The sequence below is a fragment of the Microbacterium sp. KUDC0406 genome (genome assembly GCF_021582875.1).
Classification (GTDB): domain Bacteria; phylum Actinomycetota; class Actinomycetes; order Actinomycetales; family Microbacteriaceae; genus Microbacterium.
Genome location: NZ_CP091138.1, coordinates 2,685,670 through 2,700,905, shown reverse-complemented (window position 1 = coordinate 2,700,905; position 15,236 = coordinate 2,685,670). Strand labels below are relative to the sequence as shown.

The following is a 15,236-nucleotide window of genomic DNA, read 5'->3' as shown; positions in this document are numbered from 1 at the left end:
TCGTTGCCCTGCGGGCGGGTGTGCAGGACGATGGAGACGGACCTGAGCCTTGAGGAGACACCATGCAACTGGGAATGATCGGACTGGGCCGGATGGGCGCCAACATCGTGCGCCGGCTGATGCGCGACGGACACGACTGCGTGGTCTACGACGTCAGTTCCGACGCGGTCGCGGCGCTCGCCGCGGAGGGCGCGACCGGAGCATCCGATCTCGCGGACTTCGCCGCGAAGCTGCAGACGCCGCGCGTGGTCTGGCTGATGGTGCCCGCCTCGCTGACCGGCAAGGTCGTCGACGAGGTCTCGGCGGTGCTCGAGCCCGGCGACATCATCATCGACGGCGGCAACTCGAACTATCGTGACGACGTGCGCCGGGCCGCCGCGCTGCGCGAGCGCGGCATCGAGTACGTGGATGCCGGCACCAGCGGCGGCGTGTTCGGGCTGGAGCGCGGCTACTGCCTGATGGTCGGCGGCACGGATGTCGCGGTGAACCACATCGAGCCGCTGCTGAAGACGATCGCGCCGGGGCCCGGCGAGATCGAACGCACACCCGGACGCACCGGAGCGCTCGCGCCCGAGGAGCAGGGCTACCTGCACTGCGGACCGTCGGGTGCGGGACACTTCGTGAAGATGGTGCACAACGGCATCGAGTACGGCATCATGGCCGCGCTCGCCGAGGGCCTCAATCTGCTCGAGAACGCGGATGCCGGAGTGCGCGAGGCCGCGCACTCCGCCGAGATCGCGCCGCTGGAAGAGCCGGAGTTCTACCAGTTCCCGATCGACACCGCGAAGGTCACCGAGCTGTGGCGCCGCGGGTCGGTGGTGTCGTCGTGGCTGCTCGACCTGACCGCGGCCGCGCTGAACGAGAACCCGACGCTGTCCGGGCTGGCCGGACGCGTGTCGGACTCGGGCGAGGGACGGTGGACGGTGAAGGCCGCGGTCGACGTGGGCGTGCCGGTGCCGGTGCTCGCCGCATCGCTGTTCGAGCGGTTCGCCTCGCGCGACGAGGACCACTTCGCCAACCAGGTGCTGTCCGCGATGCGGCTGCAGTTTGGGGGCCACCAGGAGCTGCCCGCCGGCGACGTGCTCGAGGCCGGCGGACGCAAGTCGGATTCCCCGCCCGCTCGTTGAGCGAGCCGCCCGGTCGTTGAGCGAGCGCAGCGAGACAAAACGCATCACCTCTCCGGTCGTTGAGCGAGCGGAGCGAGACGAAACGCATCACCTCTCGGGTCGTTGAGCGAGCGGAGCGAGACGAAACGCATTCAGCTGACGTGAGACCGTTTCGTCACTTCGACTTCCCTCGCTCGCTCGCTCGTCGCTGGCGCTCCTCGCTCAACGACCGGCCTCCCTCACTCAACGGACGGGGAAGGAGCCGACCAGCCCCTCGATGCGGCGACGGATCTCGTCGCGGGTCGGGCGCACGGCATCGATGCCCTGGCCGGCCGGGTCGTCGAGCTTCCAGTCCTCGTAGCGCTTGCCGGGGAAGACCGGGCAGGAGTCGCCGCATCCCATCGTGATGACCACATCGGATGCCTGCACGGCTTCGGTCGTCAGCACCTTCGGCTGCTCGGTGGTGATGTCGATGCCGAGCTCTGCCATCGCCTCGACAGCGACCGGGTTGATCCGCTCGGCGGGCAGCGACCCCGCTGAGCGGACCTCGATGCGATCGCCGGCGAGTTCGCGCAGGAACCCGGCGGCCATCTGCGAGCGCCCGGCGTTGTGAACGCAGACGAAGAGGACGGAGGGCTTGGTCATGGGAGCACTCCGAGCAGGGGGCGATCGCCAGATGCGACGGCGGGGGCGGGAGCCGCGCAGCATCCGGCTTCCTCGACGTCGAACCCGCCGGCGCCGCCGCAGACCCCGGTGTCGGGGAGCACGAGATCGCTGCGATCCGCGGCCTCGTGGTCGCCGGCGAGGTGCGCGACCACGCTGCGCACCTGCTCGTAACCCGTCAGAGCGAGGAACGTCGGCGCCCGTCCGTACGACTTCGTACCGACGATGAACAGCCCCTGCTCGGGCTGCGCGAGCTGGCGCGCGCCGGTCGCTCCGACCGATCCGCAGGAGTGGATGTTCGGGTCGATCTCGGCCGCGATGCCGGCCACCGCCTCCAGCGACGTGTCCAGGTCGATGCGCAGCTCGCGGAGGATGCCGGTGTCGGGGCGGAACCCGGTGAGGGCGAAGACGTGGGCGACGTCGTTGATCTCGCGATCGTCCTCGGAGCGGACCGTCAGGGCGACGCCATCCTGCGTGAACTGCGCGACCCGGAAGCCGGTGACGAGGTCGACGACTCCCGCATCGATCACCTTGCGGGCGCGGGAACCCAGCGCAGCCCGCTCGGGAAGCTCATCGCCCGCACCGCCGCCGAACACGTTCGTGGCGCTGCCCCGGCGCAGCAGCCAGGTGACCCGCGTGCCGGGCTCGCGCCGGGCGAGTTCGCTCAGCCGCAGCACGGTGTGCGTGGCGGAATGGCCGGCGCCGACCACGACGACGTGGGAGCCGGCGAGGTCGGAGACGTCGTCGGGGATGCGGTACGAGATGTGATCCGCCGCGGAGGCTTCGCCCACCGCCGGGAATCCGTCCGCACCGGCGGGGTTCGGCAGCGACCAGGTGCCGGTCGCGTCGATCACCGAGCTGGCGAGGATGCGTCCCTCCTGACCGCCCTGGTCGACCGTGTGCACCACGAACGGCTGGCTCCTTCGTCCGCTGTCCACGACCTTGTCGCGGCCTCGGCGTGCGATTCCGGTCACCGTCGTTCCGTAGCGGACCCGGTCGCCGAGGGCCTCGGCGAGGGGCGCGAGGTAGTCCCGCACCCAGTCCGCACCGGTCGGGTAGCCGCTCGTGGGCGCCCTCCAGCCGGATGGTTCGAGAAGGCGCCGCGCTGCGGCATCCGTCAGTTCGGGCCAGGCGGAGAACAGGCGGACGTGACCCCACTCGGTGACTGCCGCGGCGGCGCTCTCGCCGCGCTCGACGACGATCGCGTCAAGACCGCGCTCGGTCAGGTGCGCAGCAGCGGCGAGGCCCTGCGGGCCCGCTCCGATGACGACGACGGGAAGCTCGGACATGACATCTCCTCGAATTGAAGGACTTCAATATGAAACCCTCACGTACCTATCGAAGTTTGTCAATACGTGGGAAGATGTCGGTATGACCCTTCCCGTCACCGTCGAGCAGCGCGCGTGCTGCTCGCCCCGTGTCACTGCGGCGATCTCCCTCGACGAGGCCGAGCGCATCGCCCGGGTGTTCAAGGCGATCGGAGACCCCACCCGCGTCATGCTGCTGTCGCTCATCTCGGGCAGTGAGGGCGGCGAGGCCTGCATCTGCGACCTCACCGATCCGGTGGGTCTGTCGCAGGGCACGGTCTCGCACCACATGAAGATCCTCGCTGATGCAGGTCTGGTCACCCGCGAGCAGCGCGGGAAGTGGGCCTACTTCTCGCTCGCCGACGGCGCCCTCGCCGCCGCCGCGGAGGCGCTTCGCCCAGCCGCTGTGAGCGCAGTACCCTCCGGTCGTTGAGCGAGCGAAGCGAGACGAAACGCGTCAGGTGACCTGAGGGCGCTCCGTCTCTGCGTTTCGTCTTCGCTCCTTCGTCGCTCCGCTCAACGACCACCTTCGTCGCGCGCTCAACGATCGCGGAGGGGTCTCGCTCGCTCACCGACTGGTGGCAAGACGCACGAATCCCCGCCGGCGAGGGGGTGCCGGCGGGGATTCGCTTCTTGCCGGGCTACTTCTCGGCGAGGGCCTTGTCGATCCCCGCGATGGGGGACCCGAGGCCGGTCACCGAGTCGTATCCCGCCCCAGCGGTGCACTCGGTGCCGCACAGGCCGTTGGCGCCGGACGCGACATCCGACAGCCCTTTGTCGAGGCTGTAGATCGCCTCATGCAGCGGCGCCGAGTCCTTCGGCCCGACAGCGACCAGACGGTCCTTGCCGTCGGCCAAGCGCAGCTGGTCGGTCACCGCGAGGATGCCCGCCCAGAGCGGAGCCGAGAGGCTGGTGCCGCCGACGGCCGCCCAGTAGTGCTGGGTGCCCGCGGTGTAGTACACCGAGAAGCCGGTCGCCGGATCGGCCACGAAGCTGACGTCCGGGGTCGAACGCAGCGCGCCCTTCACGACACCGTCCTGGTAGGCGGGGCGCTTCTGGAAGAAGCTCACGCCGCCTCCGGTCTTCGCCCAGGCCGACTCGCTCACGGTATCGCCGTCCTCGTCGAGCTTCAGGTTGGTGCCGCCGACCGACAGGATGTGCGGGTTGGTGCTGCCGTAGCTCGACGGCCAGCCGAAGTCGCCGGTCGACTGCAGGCAGGCCGAGGTGGTCAGCGCGCAGTGCTTGTTGTAGAACGCCTCTTCCGAGAACTCGGACATGCCCCAGCTGTTGCTGATGGCCGTCGGCTTCAGCGAAGCCGCCTTGTCGACGGCGCGGTACATCGCCGCGGCCGTAGCGTCCTTCGATTCGACGAGCACGATCTTCGCCTTCGGAGCGACTGCATGGATCGACTGGATGTCGAGCGCGGCCTCCTGGTTCCATTGTGCGTTCACGGCGGGCTGGGCGCCGTCGGCGTAGACCACCTCGAAGTCGAAGCAGTCCGCGCCCTCGGCGACAACGTCGCACGTCTGGGGCAGACCGAACTGCGCGGCCGCGGCGTTCGCATCCTCCTTCGCGGTCGGGTAGTGGTACGCGATCACGATGGCGACCGTCGTGCCCTCGCCGTCGCCGGAGAGGCCCAGACGCTTCTGGATCTGCTGTGCCGTGTAGCCCGGGACCGTGACCTCGGCGTGCGGGGTCACCGCCTGCTGCTTCACGATCTGGTGAGGCGCCGAGGTGATGCCCGCGGGAGCGGGGACGCATCGATCTGCTCGGAACTGGCCGCTTCGGCAGCCGCCTGCGGAAGGGCGGGTGCGGCAGCATCCGCTCCCGTGGCCGGCGTCGAACCGGATGCCTGCAGGATCGTCACTCCGTGCGGGAAGCTGTCGATGGCGTACGGGTTGTTGCCGTAGCCGCCGACCTCCTGGTTGAGGTTGTACGCGGCGTAGTCCCGGGGCAGCGCGATCAGGTCGGTCACCTTGCCCTTGCTGAGGTCGGCGGCCGTGACCGAGCCGGCGAAGTAGGCGAAGGCGGATCCGTCGCCCCGCTGGTAGTCGTCCGGAGCGTTCGCGAACGGCATCGACCATGAGTAGACACCGCCGACCGCACCGATGAACATCTCGCTGCCGTCCTGGGCGGTGGCCATGGTGCCCTGCCAGACGTTCGCCATCGTCCGGGCGAAGTACGCCTCCGAACCGTCGGCGGGGACCTGGTGGATCGCGTTCTGGTGCAGCCAGAGCAGACCTTGATCAGCGGAGGACGTGAACCCCTGGAAGGTCGCCGAACCCGGGCCCTCATAGGTCTTCACCGGCGCACCGGTGCGTCCGTCGAGCAGCATCAGGGTGTGGCCGCGGGTGCTGACGGTGTCGCCGCCGAACGCGAACGCCACGGCGTTGCCGTCGGCGCCGGGCACGTCGGCGGCGCGCACGCCGTCCTGCGCCTCGATCCAGGTCGCCTTGACGCCGGAGGCCGCAACGGCCCACTTCTCGGTACCCTTCGCGAGGTCGAGTGCGACGGCGGTCGGCGCGGGATCGGATGTCCCGGTGCCGATGCTGTCGCGGAAGCCGCCGTACTCCAGGAACACGCGCCCGTCCTCGACCGCGGGAGTCGAGTAGGCGACGGCCTTGTTCCCGGTGCCCTTGGGGCGGTACGACCAGACGGGGCGGCCCTCGGCGTCATAGGCTCCGAACGTCTTCTCGCCACCGGCCAGGATCAGGCCGTCGGCGATCGTCGCGTTCCACTGGAACGCGCCGGTCTTCACATCCGAGGTGAGCCTACCGTTGCGGGGATCGATCACGGCGAAGCCGTGCGAGGTGGCGACGACGACGCGTTCGGAGGTCTTGCCCTTGCCGTGCTTGCCCTTGCCGTCGGAGACAGCGCCCACCTTCAGACCGTGCACGGCCTGGCTCACGGCCTGCGTCCACAGCACCTTGGTCTCGCCGTGCGACAGGGCCTTGCCGTCCAGTGCGAACACACCGTGGCTCTGGCCACCGGCGATGACGTCCTTCACGCCGTCGTGGTTCACGTCATACGCGGCTGCGGCGTAGAGGTCGGCGAGCAGGGGCAGAGCTTCGGTCTTGCCGCGCTTGTCGGTGCGCCAGGCGGTGGAGTCGTAGCCGACGGTCAGGAACCCGCCCTGATAGGCGACGGCCTCGTTGCCGGTGACCGCGCCGTCACGCGTCCACGCGACCTTTCCGGACCGGTTGTCGAGACCGACGAGCTGAGTGTGCAGCGGTCCCTCCGGGTTGTCGAGGGACTGCATGATGCCGTCTCCCACCGAAACCGCGACGACGCCGTTGGATGCCACGTCCAGGCCGGTGATCGGGGCGATCGGCGCGCCGACAGTCGACTTGGTGGTGTAGCTCCAGCGGGTGCTGCCGTTCGCGTCGACACCGACCACCGACGAGGGCCCGTCGGAGAGGTCGGCGTTGATCCTGACCTCGGCGACGAGGTAGCGCGGCCCGTTGCCGTGGGGGTTGATGACGACGCCGGCGGGGATCGCGCCGTTGTGCGAGGCGATCACCGTGCGCTTGCCCGACGCGATGTCGATCGCGGTCAGGTCGAGGCGCACGGCGTCGTACGGGTCGTTCTGCTCGGCCACGAGCACACGACCCTTCACGGCGTCCTTCTGCACGATCCGCGGGTAGCCGGGGGTCTTCACATCGGTGACGACGCGGCCCTTCTTCGTGTCGAGCACCAGGACGTGCCCGGCGGCGGGGCGAGGATTGCCCAGCGCCATCGGGGTGTCGGTCCAGGCGGCGGTGATGCGTCCGTCACCGAGAGTCTCGATGTCCGACCACTTCGCGAACGGCGCGTTCGTGCTGTAGGTCCAGGCGGCCTTGCCGGAGACGTGGCGACCCCGGCCCGAGAACTGGTAGGCGATCAGCGAGCTGCGGCTGTCGCCCTGTTCGGCGACGGGGTTCAGATCCCAGTTCGGTCCGGTGTTCTGCGCGACGATCAGCTTGCCGTCCTGCGCGTGCATCGAGCCGACGGTGCCGGGGATCAACGTGTGCCAGACCATGTCGCCGGTGGCGCCGTCGACGACGCTGACGAACGTCCCGCTGGTGAGGTCGGAGCCCGGCACCCGGAAGGGCTCCATGGGGGCGACGCCGAGCTGATAGGCGACGGCGACGTCGGCGACGTGGTCGCCGGTGACATCCAGCTGGGCGAACGGGTGCCGGCCGGTGGAGCCGGGCTGGTAGGGGTTGAAGCCCTGGAACATCACCGGTGTGAGGTCTTCGGTCGTGAACGGCGACTCGTAGTCGACCTGCCACGCCGCGGACAGGTCATGCGCGCCGATCTGCCACTTCAGGTCGCCGTGGGCGTCATAACGTGCCAGGCCTCCGGCGTTCGAGACGCCGACCCAGTCCTTCGTGCCGTCGAGCGTCATCGGCGACACGGCGCCGCGCATCGTCTCGATGCTGCCCTTCGACTCGAAGCCGGAGACGTCTTCGTCGCTCTTGCTCTTCTGCGTCGCCTTGAGCGTCTGCGACGGGGCATCCGCCTGACCTGACGCCTCGGCGACGAGGCCGGGCGTGCCGTCGGACTGCGGGGTGTACCGGTCGCTGAGCGACGCGAGCGCCTCGGGTGTGAGGCGCGGGGCATCGGGGGCCGCGTCCGTGGCGTACGCCGCGGGCACGGCGAGCAGTCCGATGACTGTCGTCGCGGCCACGGCGACGCCTGCGGCACGCAGACGGCGATGAGACCTGTTCATGGGGAGGTGTCTCTCTATGGGGAGGATGCCCGTTCGGGGGCGACGGACGGCCCGCGGGGGAAAGCGGGTTCCTATGAAGGTTCGCAGATTCCGGATGCCGGATGCGGACAGCTTCCGGTCAGTGACCGGTTTAGGTCACTAGACTCACGCATAGTCGACAGAGATGAGGACACGCGTGTTGGACGGTGTCGGCCTGGGCGAGGTCGAGGAGCGCGCCTATCGCGCGCTGCTGCGGCATCCGCGTCTGCTGGTGCGGGAGCTCGGGGCGGCGCTGGGTGTGCCGACGGCCACGGCACGGCGCGCGGCGGAGGCGCTGACGATGGCCGGTCTCGTGACGGTCGACGACGCCTCCCCGCCGCAGTACGCACCCGTCGACCCGCGCATCGGCATCCCGATCCTGGTGCGCGCCAGGCAGGCCGAACTCGAGCGCGCGACCGCCGCGATCGACACCTATGCGGCCGAGTACATGGAACGGATGCTGCGCAGCGAGCCGCAGCAGCTGGTGGAGGTGCTGGACGGGCCCTCGATCATCTCGGAGCGGCTGGACGCCCTGCTGAGAAACGCCGAGCGCGAGGTGATCGCCTTCGAGGAGCCGCCCTATGTCACCGACGTGCCGCGGTCGGAGAGCGAGACCGAGGAGGTGCTGCTCGCACGGGGTGTGAGCGTGCGCGCCGTGTACGGGGCGGGCGTGCTCGATGTGCCTGAGCGTGTCGACGCGATCCGGCGGCTGTCCGGGCTGGGTGAGGAGGCGCGGGTCGCCGCGCACGTGCCGCTGAAGATGATGCTCATCGATCGGCGCGTGGCCGTCGTGCCGCTCACCGCCCGCGAGGAGAGCACCCGCACGACCGCGGTGCTGGTGTGGCAGTCCCGGCTGTGCGATGCGCTCGTGGAACTGTTCGAGGCCACCTGGGAGATGGCGAGCCCGGTCTTCGCCGATGCCGCCCCGGTGGGTGACCTCTCGGGGCTGGACTCCGAGCTGCTGCGACTGCTGAGCGCCGGGCTGAAGGACGAGACGGTCGCGAGGCACCTGGGGCTCTCCGAGCGCACGGTGCGCCGGCACGTGGCGGAGCTCATCGACCGGCTCGGCGCGTCGAGCCGCTTCCAGGCCGGCGCGCAGGCCGCGAGGCGCGGCTGGGTCTGACCGCTCGTCGCTCCCTCGCCCGACGGCCCTGGAGCTCGATCACCCGGGAAGCGTCACGTCCACGGTCGTCGCGCCACGGAGCGCGGCCACTTGCTCTGCCTCGGACTGCAGCTGGCGTCGTGTCCGTTCCGTCAGCGCGGCGAACGGTGTGACCGCGAGCGTGAGCACTCGGCCCTTCTTCCGCGGGCGCCAGATGCCCGCCACCTCGCCGTCCACGAGCAGCGCGCCCGGATCGCCGACCGTCTTCCAGACCTCGTGCTGGTGCTTCTTCTCGACGAGCAGACCCCGCTCGCGTGCCTGCATGTACGGATCCCGTGGCGGCAGCAGGCGGACGCCCTCGGGCATGGACGCCGCGTGCAGCGCGTCGACGTCGTCGGCGAGCATCCAGGCGCGGCGTCCGGCGTCCACCTCGACCAGCTCCTCGTCGAGGGGCGTCCACCACGGCGCGACATCGCCCGCGCGCAGGCCCAGCCAGGCGGCGAAGTCGGCGCGGGTCGACGGCCCGTAGCAGTGCAGATACCTGCGCAGCAGCTCAGCGCGCGTCTGCTGCGCGTCCGCCTCGGGAAGAGGATGCCCGAGCCACTCCTCGACCAGCACGAACGGCGCCCGATCGCCCTCTCGCGGGGCGAAGCAGACGCGCCCGCGCAGCATGAGGATGCGAAGGCAGAAGTGCGCGACGGCCTCGCCGGTCGGCTGTCCCGGCGCATGCGGACCCTCGCGCCGCCAGACCTTGCGCTGCGGCGGCGTCAGGTCGGGCATGGTCAGACGAGCGAGTTCCGCGCCGAGGTCGTCGATCGCCAGGCGGCGTCCGGCCAGCGCATCGTCGAGATGCGCATCGATCAGGTCGACGGCCTCGGTGACGGTGATCCCGAGATCGTCGACCGACGGCCCGACCCCGAGGATGAACCGGCGCAGCGCCGGATCGGTCGTCGCGAGCACTCCGGTGGTGAAGGCCCCCGCATCCGCGGTGGGGAAGAGGAACGGAGCCCCGCGCATGGCCCAGGTCTGCAGCATCGAGCGATCGTCGATCGCGGCATCCAGGATCTGCGACGTCATCGACCGCACGCGGGCGCTCAGGGCGAGCAGGGCGGAACCCGGCGGGCTGTTCTGCACGCCGCACGCGGCGGCGGCCTCGAGCAGGCCGTGCTCGTCGATCCGCTCCGACAGATGATGCGCACCCAGCCGGAACGCGACGATCCGGTCACGGGCGACTCTCACGACCTCACGCTACCGCGTCGTCCCGGAATCGGGTTCTGCGAGCGACGCTTGTCCCGCGAGCGGGCTGGGCCCGGGGACTCACGTTTTGATGCGCTGGGAGCATCAATGCGTGAGGGTCTGTGCTGCGGGTCGGCCCGCGGGCGGGACGAGTCGAACCGCACCACGGTTTCCGGGGAGCGTCACGGGTTCCGGCCGCGACTCGCCGTCGATCGCCGAGGGGGCGGAGCCGAAGCGCGTCTCACGTCGCGGAGCGTCGCGTCATGACGTCTCCGGACGCTTCAGCGGCATCCGCTCCGGAGCGGGCGGCGCCGCGGGCGCGGGCGGCGCCGCAGGCGCGGCATCCGGCCGGGCGGGGAGCTCTCGGGCGACCTGCTTCTCGAGCACCGTCACGGCCTGATCCGAGAGCACGATCAGCCCGTCGAGCTCCTCACGCACGCGCTTGTAGGCGACGTTGCGCTCGGCCTGTGTGGCCGATTCGTCGACGGCGACCTTCAGCAGCTGCTGCGCGCGGTCGAGGCGCTTGCGCTCGTCCTCGGTGAAGGTCGAGTTCCGCAGTCGGCGGGCCTCGCGCTCGGCGACCTCGAAGGCGACGGAGTAGTTGCCGACCGCGTCGAGGTACTCGGTGACCTGCTGCTCGGTGACCTTCGCCTCGGCGGATGCCGGGCGCAGGGCGTCCGCGACCTTCTTGGCCCTCAGGAATGCGGCGGTCAGCGGCTGCCGTCCGTCGCTCATGGCGGGGAAGGCGATGAGCTTGGCGACGTCGAGTTCGTAGTCCAGCCAGCGGGCGGTGATCTCGTCGTGCTCGGCGAACAGGCGGGCGAGCAGTTCGGCATGGCTCTCGTCCTGCTTCTTCTGCTGCTGCTTCCGGGTCGGGATCGGGCCGGTCTGCCCGCCGCGCGCGGCGATCTGGGCGGCCTTGATCTCGCCCTTCAGACGGATGGTCTCGAGGCGCCGCTCATGACGGCGCTTCGCGCCGCGCTCCCAGGCCTTGCCGATGCCGCCGGCGGCCCCCATGATCGGGAAGATCAGCCACCAGTAGTCGCCGGCGAACTGCCAGAACCCCTCGAAGAACTCCTGCATGATGGGTTCAGCCTAATCCGGTCGCGGGGTCAGCGTCCGGCCTCGGCGCACGCCACGCACCGGTCGGCGAACGGCCGCACCTCCAGCCGCGCCGACGGGATCGGCTTTCCGCATCCGGCGCAGATGCCGTAGGTGCCGGCATCCATCCTCGCCAGCGCGTCGTCGACCTGCCGCAGCTCGTCTGCTGCGGCGTCGGTCAGACCCGACAGCCGCGACCATTCCGACGACAGCGTGACGCCCTCGGGGTCGTGCTCGTCGTCGTCGTTCGATCCCTCGCGATCGTGCACGAGCGCCCGCAGAGCGGATGCCGCGGACGCGGCGCGCGCCGCCGCCTCGGCGCGCAGGCGCTGCAGATTCTCCCGCTGATCAGGCATCCGGTCAGCATAGTCCCGCTCGTAACATCGGAGTTCTGCAGCATCCCGGAGTCCGCCGCACGAGACCGTCCGGAAAGTCGCAGATCTCCGGGATTCCGCACGCACGCCCCGGCGCGGGCGGCCCGCTCACTCGAGCCACTCGGTGATGAAGCGGTCGTTCGCGTGGATGTGCGTCGCCTCGTAGATGTCGCCGTCGAGAACCTCGAAGCGGTGCGCGACCAGAGCGGGCACGACGAGGATCTGCCCGCCGACGCCCACCAGCTGATCCTCGCCGACGGTGAACAGCGCTCTGCCGTGATGGATGACGAAGGTCTCGGCGTAAGGATGGCGGTGCAGGCGCGGGCCGGCGCCCGGCGAGGCGTACTCGCGGATGATGCTCACGGGCGACCCAATGAGGTAACCCTCGATGTTTGCGTCACGTGCGACGTCGAACAGCTGGATCGTCATGGTGTGCCTCCCGGTGCACTTCCGGCCGAGGGTACGCTGAGATCCGGCCGGGCGCGAGGGGTGCGCGACTGCGCAAGGATGATCAAGCGTGCCGCCGCGGAGGAGCACGATGGGGGCATGAGCACCCCGCGGACACCTTCGCGACCTTCGTCGACCGGCTCGCCGACGCCCTGCGCGACGACGAGGCCGGCACGATCGACGGCGCGGAGCTGGCCGCGCGGGTCGGGTTCTCACGCTTCCACCTAGACCGGATCATCCGATCGGCGGCGGGCGAGAACCCGGGGCGTTCCGCCGCCGCATCCTGCTGGAGCGCGCCGCGTTCCGGATGCTGACGACGCGGATGCCGCTGCTCGACATCGCCGTCGATGCCGGTCACGCGTCGCACGAGGCCTTCGCCGCGTGCTCGTGCTCCTCGCGCTGAACGCGGCCGGTCACGGCGAACTGGGCTGGGGCGACCCCCGGTTCTGGGTCGCGGAGCCCGCGCCCTGATCCGGCATCCGCCCCGCGCGTTCGTTCGGGAATGTGCGCTTCGCGCGGGAGGATGCCGGGCCTTCGTCCGCGGGAGGTGCACAACTCCGCGAGAGTGCGCGGGGCGCGGCAGTGCGCGGGTCCGCAGACCGACTCAGTTCAGGATGAGGCCGAGCACCGTGGCGCCGCCGCCGACCAGGATGAGGGCGACGATGGTCACCCAGGCGGTGACGCGGATGCGCTTCTGGCGGCGCTCGCTGTAGACGGAGAGGTCTTCGGCGTCTTCGTGCTGGTTCATGAGTAGTCCTTGCGGTGGTTCGGGGCGTTTCGTCTCGGCCTGGCGGCCTCGCTCAACGACCGGACGAAGCGGGCTCGGTGACGGTGGGGCCGAAGGCGGCCGGCAGCGTCGCACGCGACGTCTCCCGCAGCTCTGCCACGGTGGCGGTGAACACGTCCTGCACCTCGAGGGCGGGCTCGCTGTCGGTGACGCCGATGCGCAGCACCGGGTAGTCGCGGCCCTCGCACAGGCCGCGGAACTTCACGTCGTCCTCGCGGGGCACGGTCACGATGACGCGTCCGGTCGACTCCGAGAAAAGGGCGGATGCGGCATCCACTCCGTCGCGCTCCATCAGCTCGGTGAGCCAGACGCGCGCGCCGACGCCGAAGCGCGAGACGGCCTCGGCGAGCGAGAGGGCCAGGCCGCCCTCGGACAGGTCGTGCGCCGACGAGATCAGCCACTCGTCGCGCGCGGCGGCGAGGAGCCCGGCGAGCCGGCGCTCGGCCTCGAGGTCGACCTGCGGCGGCAGGCCTCCGAGGTGGTCGTGCACGACGTCGGCCCAGGCCGAGCCGGACAGCTCGGTCGAGGTGACGCCGAGCAGGTAGATGTTCTGCCCCTCGTCCTGCCAGCCCGAAGGGATGCGGCGCGAGACGTCGTCGATGATGCCCATCACGCCCACCAGCGGGGTGGGGTGGATCGGCACGTCGCCGGTCTGGTTGTAGAACGAGACGTTGCCGCCGGTGACCGGGGTGCCCAGGGCGTAGCAGCCGTCGGCGAGGGCGTCGACCGTCTGGCCGAACTGCCACATGACCTCGGGGTTCTCCGGGGAGCCGAAGTTCAGGCAGTCGGTGATCGCGGTGGGCGTCGCGCCGGTGACGGCGACGTTGCGGTACGCCTCGGCCAGCGCGATCTGCGCGCCGCGGTACGGGTCGAGCTGGCTGTAGCGGCCGTTCGCGTCGGTGGAGATCGCGAAGCCGAGGCCGGACTCCTCGTCGACGCGGATCATGCCGGAGTCGTCGGGGAAGGCCAGGGCGGTGTTGCCGCCGACGTAGTAGTCGTACTGGTTCGTGATCCAGCTGACGTCGGCCAGGTTCGGGCTCGCGATCAGCTGCAGGAACTGCTCGCGCAGCACGGCCGGGTCGGACGAGCGGGGCAGCTCCTCCGGCGGCATCCGCCTGCAGTGCGTCGATCCAGGTCGGGTAGGCGACGGGACGGTCGTAGACCGGGCCGTCGACGGCGACGGTCGACGGGTCGACGTCGACGATGCGCTCGCCCTGCCAGTCGATGATGAGGCGGCCGTCTCCGGTGACCTCGCCGAGCACGCTGGTCTCGACCTCCCACTTGTTCACGACGGCCATGAAGGCGTCGAGCTTCTCGGGGGCGACGATCGCCATCATGCGCTCCTGCGACTCCGACATGAGGATCTCCTCAGCGGTCAGGGTGGGGTCGCGCAGCAGCACGTTGTCGAGCGAGACGTGCATGCCGGAGTCGCCGTTGGCGGCCAGCTCGCTGGTCGCGCACGAGATGCCGGCGGCACCGAGGTCCTGGATGGCCTCGACCAGCTCGTCGCGGTACAGCTCGAGGCAGCACTCGATGAGCACCTTCTCGGCGAACGGGTCGCCGACCTGCACGGCGGGCCGCTTGGTGGGGCCGCCGTCGTCGAAGGAGTCGGATGCCAGGATGCTGGCGCCGCCGATGCCGTCGCCGCCCGTGCGGGCGCCGAACAGGACGACCTTGTTGCCCGTGCCGGTGGCGTTGGCGAGCTTGAGGTCCTCGTGGCGGAGCACGCCGACCGCGAGGGCGTTGACCAGCGGGTTGGCCTGGTAGACCGAGTCGAACACGGTCTCGCCGCCGATGTTGGGCAGGCCGAGGCAGTTGCCGTAGAAGCTGATTCCGGCGGTGACGCCGTGCACCACGCGGGCGGTGTCGGGGTGGTCGATGGCGCCGAAGCGCAGCGCGTCCATGACGGCCACGGGGCGGGCGCCCATCGAGATGATGTCGCGCACGATGCCGCCGACACCGGTCGCCGCGCCCTGGAACGGCTCGATGTAGCTGGGGTGGTTGTGCGACTCGGCCTTGAAGGTGACGGCCCAGCCCTCGCCCACGTCGACCACGCCGGCGTTCTGGCCCATGCCGACCATGAGGCGCTGCTTCATCTCGTCGGAGACCTTCTGGCCGAAGCGGCGCAGGTAGTTCTTGCTGCTCTTGTAGGAGCAGTGCTCCGACCACATCACCGAGTACATGGCCAGCTCGCCCGAGGTGGGGCGGCGGCCCAGGATCTCGCGGATGCGGGCGTACTCGTCGTCCTTGAGGCCGAGCGCCGCGTAGGGCTGCTCCTTCTCAGGGGTCGCGAGGGCGTTCTCGACGGAGTCGGGGATGTGTGTGGTGGTCACGCGGGCTCCTGAAGAGAAGGGAGAAGCGGGGCGGCTCCAGTCTACCGGGGC

12 protein-coding genes and 1 pseudogene are annotated in these 15,236 nt (G+C 70.3%); 3 read left to right on the top strand and 10 right to left on the bottom strand.

Going from position 1 to position 15,236, the window contains the following annotated elements; translation table 11 throughout:
- The first annotated feature begins 62 nt into the window (after nt 1-62).
- Entirely contained in the window at nt 63-1,127 is a 1,065-nt protein-coding gene (gene gnd / locus L2X99_RS13420) for a phosphogluconate dehydrogenase (NAD(+)-dependent, decarboxylating) (protein WP_236126293.1), read from the top strand.
- Between the two features lie 222 nt (nt 1,128-1,349).
- Here gnd and L2X99_RS13415 read toward each other — a convergent pair whose 3' ends face one another.
- Nucleotides 1,350-1,751 carry an arsenate reductase ArsC gene (locus tag L2X99_RS13415; RefSeq protein ID WP_236126294.1) on the bottom strand — a complete coding sequence of 134 codons (402 nt, stop codon included), beginning with the start codon at nt 1,749-1,751 and terminating at the stop codon, nt 1,350-1,352.
- Nucleotides 1,748-3,058, bottom strand: a complete 1,311-nt coding sequence (locus tag L2X99_RS13410; RefSeq protein WP_236126295.1) for an NAD(P)-binding domain-containing protein — start codon at nt 3,056-3,058, stop codon at nt 1,748-1,750. The genes L2X99_RS13415 and L2X99_RS13410 overlap by 4 nt, the downstream gene beginning before the upstream one ends.
- A gap of 82 nt (nt 3,059-3,140) precedes the next feature.
- Between L2X99_RS13410 and L2X99_RS13405 the strand changes: the two genes are divergently transcribed.
- On the top strand, nt 3,141-3,509 hold the full coding sequence (locus tag L2X99_RS13405) for an ArsR/SmtB family transcription factor (protein WP_236126296.1): 369 nt from the start codon (nt 3,141-3,143) through the stop codon (nt 3,507-3,509).
- A 208-nt stretch (nt 3,510-3,717) separates the two neighbouring features.
- Here L2X99_RS13405 and L2X99_RS13400 read toward each other — a convergent pair whose 3' ends face one another.
- Together L2X99_RS13400 and L2X99_RS13395 are read right to left on the bottom strand one after the other, a co-directional pair.
- Nucleotides 3,718-4,776 (bottom strand): S53 family peptidase, encoded by a 1,059-nt coding sequence (locus tag L2X99_RS13400; protein WP_236135240.1) that lies wholly within the window; start codon nt 4,774-4,776, stop codon nt 3,718-3,720.
- 11 nt (nt 4,777-4,787) lie between these two features.
- On the bottom strand, nt 4,788-7,787 hold the full coding sequence (locus tag L2X99_RS13395; protein WP_236135239.1) for a hypothetical protein: 3,000 nt from the start codon (nt 7,785-7,787) through the stop codon (nt 4,788-4,790).
- Between the two features lie 163 nt (nt 7,788-7,950).
- On the opposite strand from L2X99_RS13395, the gene L2X99_RS13390 reads away from it, so the two are divergent.
- A complete protein-coding gene (locus L2X99_RS13390) occupies nt 7,951-8,928 on the top strand; it encodes a helix-turn-helix transcriptional regulator (protein WP_236135238.1) in 978 nt (325 codons plus the stop codon).
- A gap of 39 nt (nt 8,929-8,967) precedes the next feature.
- On the opposite strand, the gene L2X99_RS13385 is transcribed toward L2X99_RS13390, so the two are convergent.
- The 6 genes and pseudogenes from L2X99_RS13385 to purL all read right to left on the bottom strand — a co-directional run bounded on the left by L2X99_RS13385 (nt 8,968) and on the right by purL (nt 15,185).
- Entirely contained in the window at nt 8,968-10,146 is a 1,179-nt protein-coding gene (locus L2X99_RS13385) for a winged helix DNA-binding domain-containing protein (RefSeq protein ID WP_236126299.1), read from the bottom strand.
- Between the two features lie 258 nt (nt 10,147-10,404).
- Nucleotides 10,405-11,226 (bottom strand): hypothetical protein, encoded by an 822-nt coding sequence (locus L2X99_RS13380; RefSeq protein ID WP_236126300.1) that lies wholly within the window; start codon nt 11,224-11,226, stop codon nt 10,405-10,407.
- A 29-nt stretch (nt 11,227-11,255) separates the two neighbouring features.
- A complete protein-coding gene (locus L2X99_RS13375; RefSeq protein WP_236126301.1) occupies nt 11,256-11,600 on the bottom strand; it encodes a TraR/DksA family transcriptional regulator in 345 nt (114 codons plus the stop codon).
- 126 nt (nt 11,601-11,726) lie between these two features.
- Nucleotides 11,727-12,047: a cupin domain-containing protein gene (locus tag L2X99_RS13370; protein WP_236126302.1), complete on the bottom strand. Its 321-nt coding sequence runs from the start codon at nt 12,045-12,047 to the stop codon at nt 11,727-11,729.
- A gap of 622 nt (nt 12,048-12,669) precedes the next feature.
- Nucleotides 12,670-12,813: a hypothetical protein gene (locus tag L2X99_RS13365; protein WP_236126303.1), complete on the bottom strand. Its 144-nt coding sequence runs from the start codon at nt 12,811-12,813 to the stop codon at nt 12,670-12,672.
- Between the two features lie 52 nt (nt 12,814-12,865).
- Nucleotides 12,866-15,185: pseudogene (gene purL / locus L2X99_RS13360) on the bottom strand (phosphoribosylformylglycinamidine synthase subunit PurL).
- Nucleotides 15,186-15,236 lie beyond the last annotated feature (51 nt).

Coding starts and splice junctions, on each gene's coding strand:
- gnd (WP_236126293.1), top strand. CDS start 63: ATGCAACTGGGAATGATCGGACTGGGCCGGATGGGCGCCAACATCGTG.
- L2X99_RS13415 (WP_236126294.1), bottom strand. CDS start 1,751: ATGACCAAGCCCTCCGTCCTCTTCGTCTGCGTTCACAACGCCGGGCGC.
- L2X99_RS13410 (WP_236126295.1), bottom strand. CDS start 3,058: ATGTCCGAGCTTCCCGTCGTCGTCATCGGAGCGGGCCCGCAGGGCCTC.
- L2X99_RS13405 (WP_236126296.1), top strand. CDS start 3,141: ATGACCCTTCCCGTCACCGTCGAGCAGCGCGCGTGCTGCTCGCCCCGT.
- L2X99_RS13395 (WP_236135239.1), bottom strand. CDS start 7,787: ATGAACAGGTCTCATCGCCGTCTGCGTGCCGCAGGCGTCGCCGTGGCC.
- L2X99_RS13390 (WP_236135238.1), top strand. CDS start 7,951: ATGAGGACACGCGTGTTGGACGGTGTCGGCCTGGGCGAGGTCGAGGAG.
- L2X99_RS13380 (WP_236126300.1), bottom strand. CDS start 11,226: ATGCAGGAGTTCTTCGAGGGGTTCTGGCAGTTCGCCGGCGACTACTGG.
- L2X99_RS13375 (WP_236126301.1), bottom strand. CDS start 11,600: ATGCCTGATCAGCGGGAGAATCTGCAGCGCCTGCGCGCCGAGGCGGCG.
- L2X99_RS13370 (WP_236126302.1), bottom strand. CDS start 12,047: ATGACGATCCAGCTGTTCGACGTCGCACGTGACGCAAACATCGAGGGT.
- L2X99_RS13365 (WP_236126303.1), bottom strand. CDS start 12,813: ATGAACCAGCACGAAGACGCCGAAGACCTCTCCGTCTACAGCGAGCGC.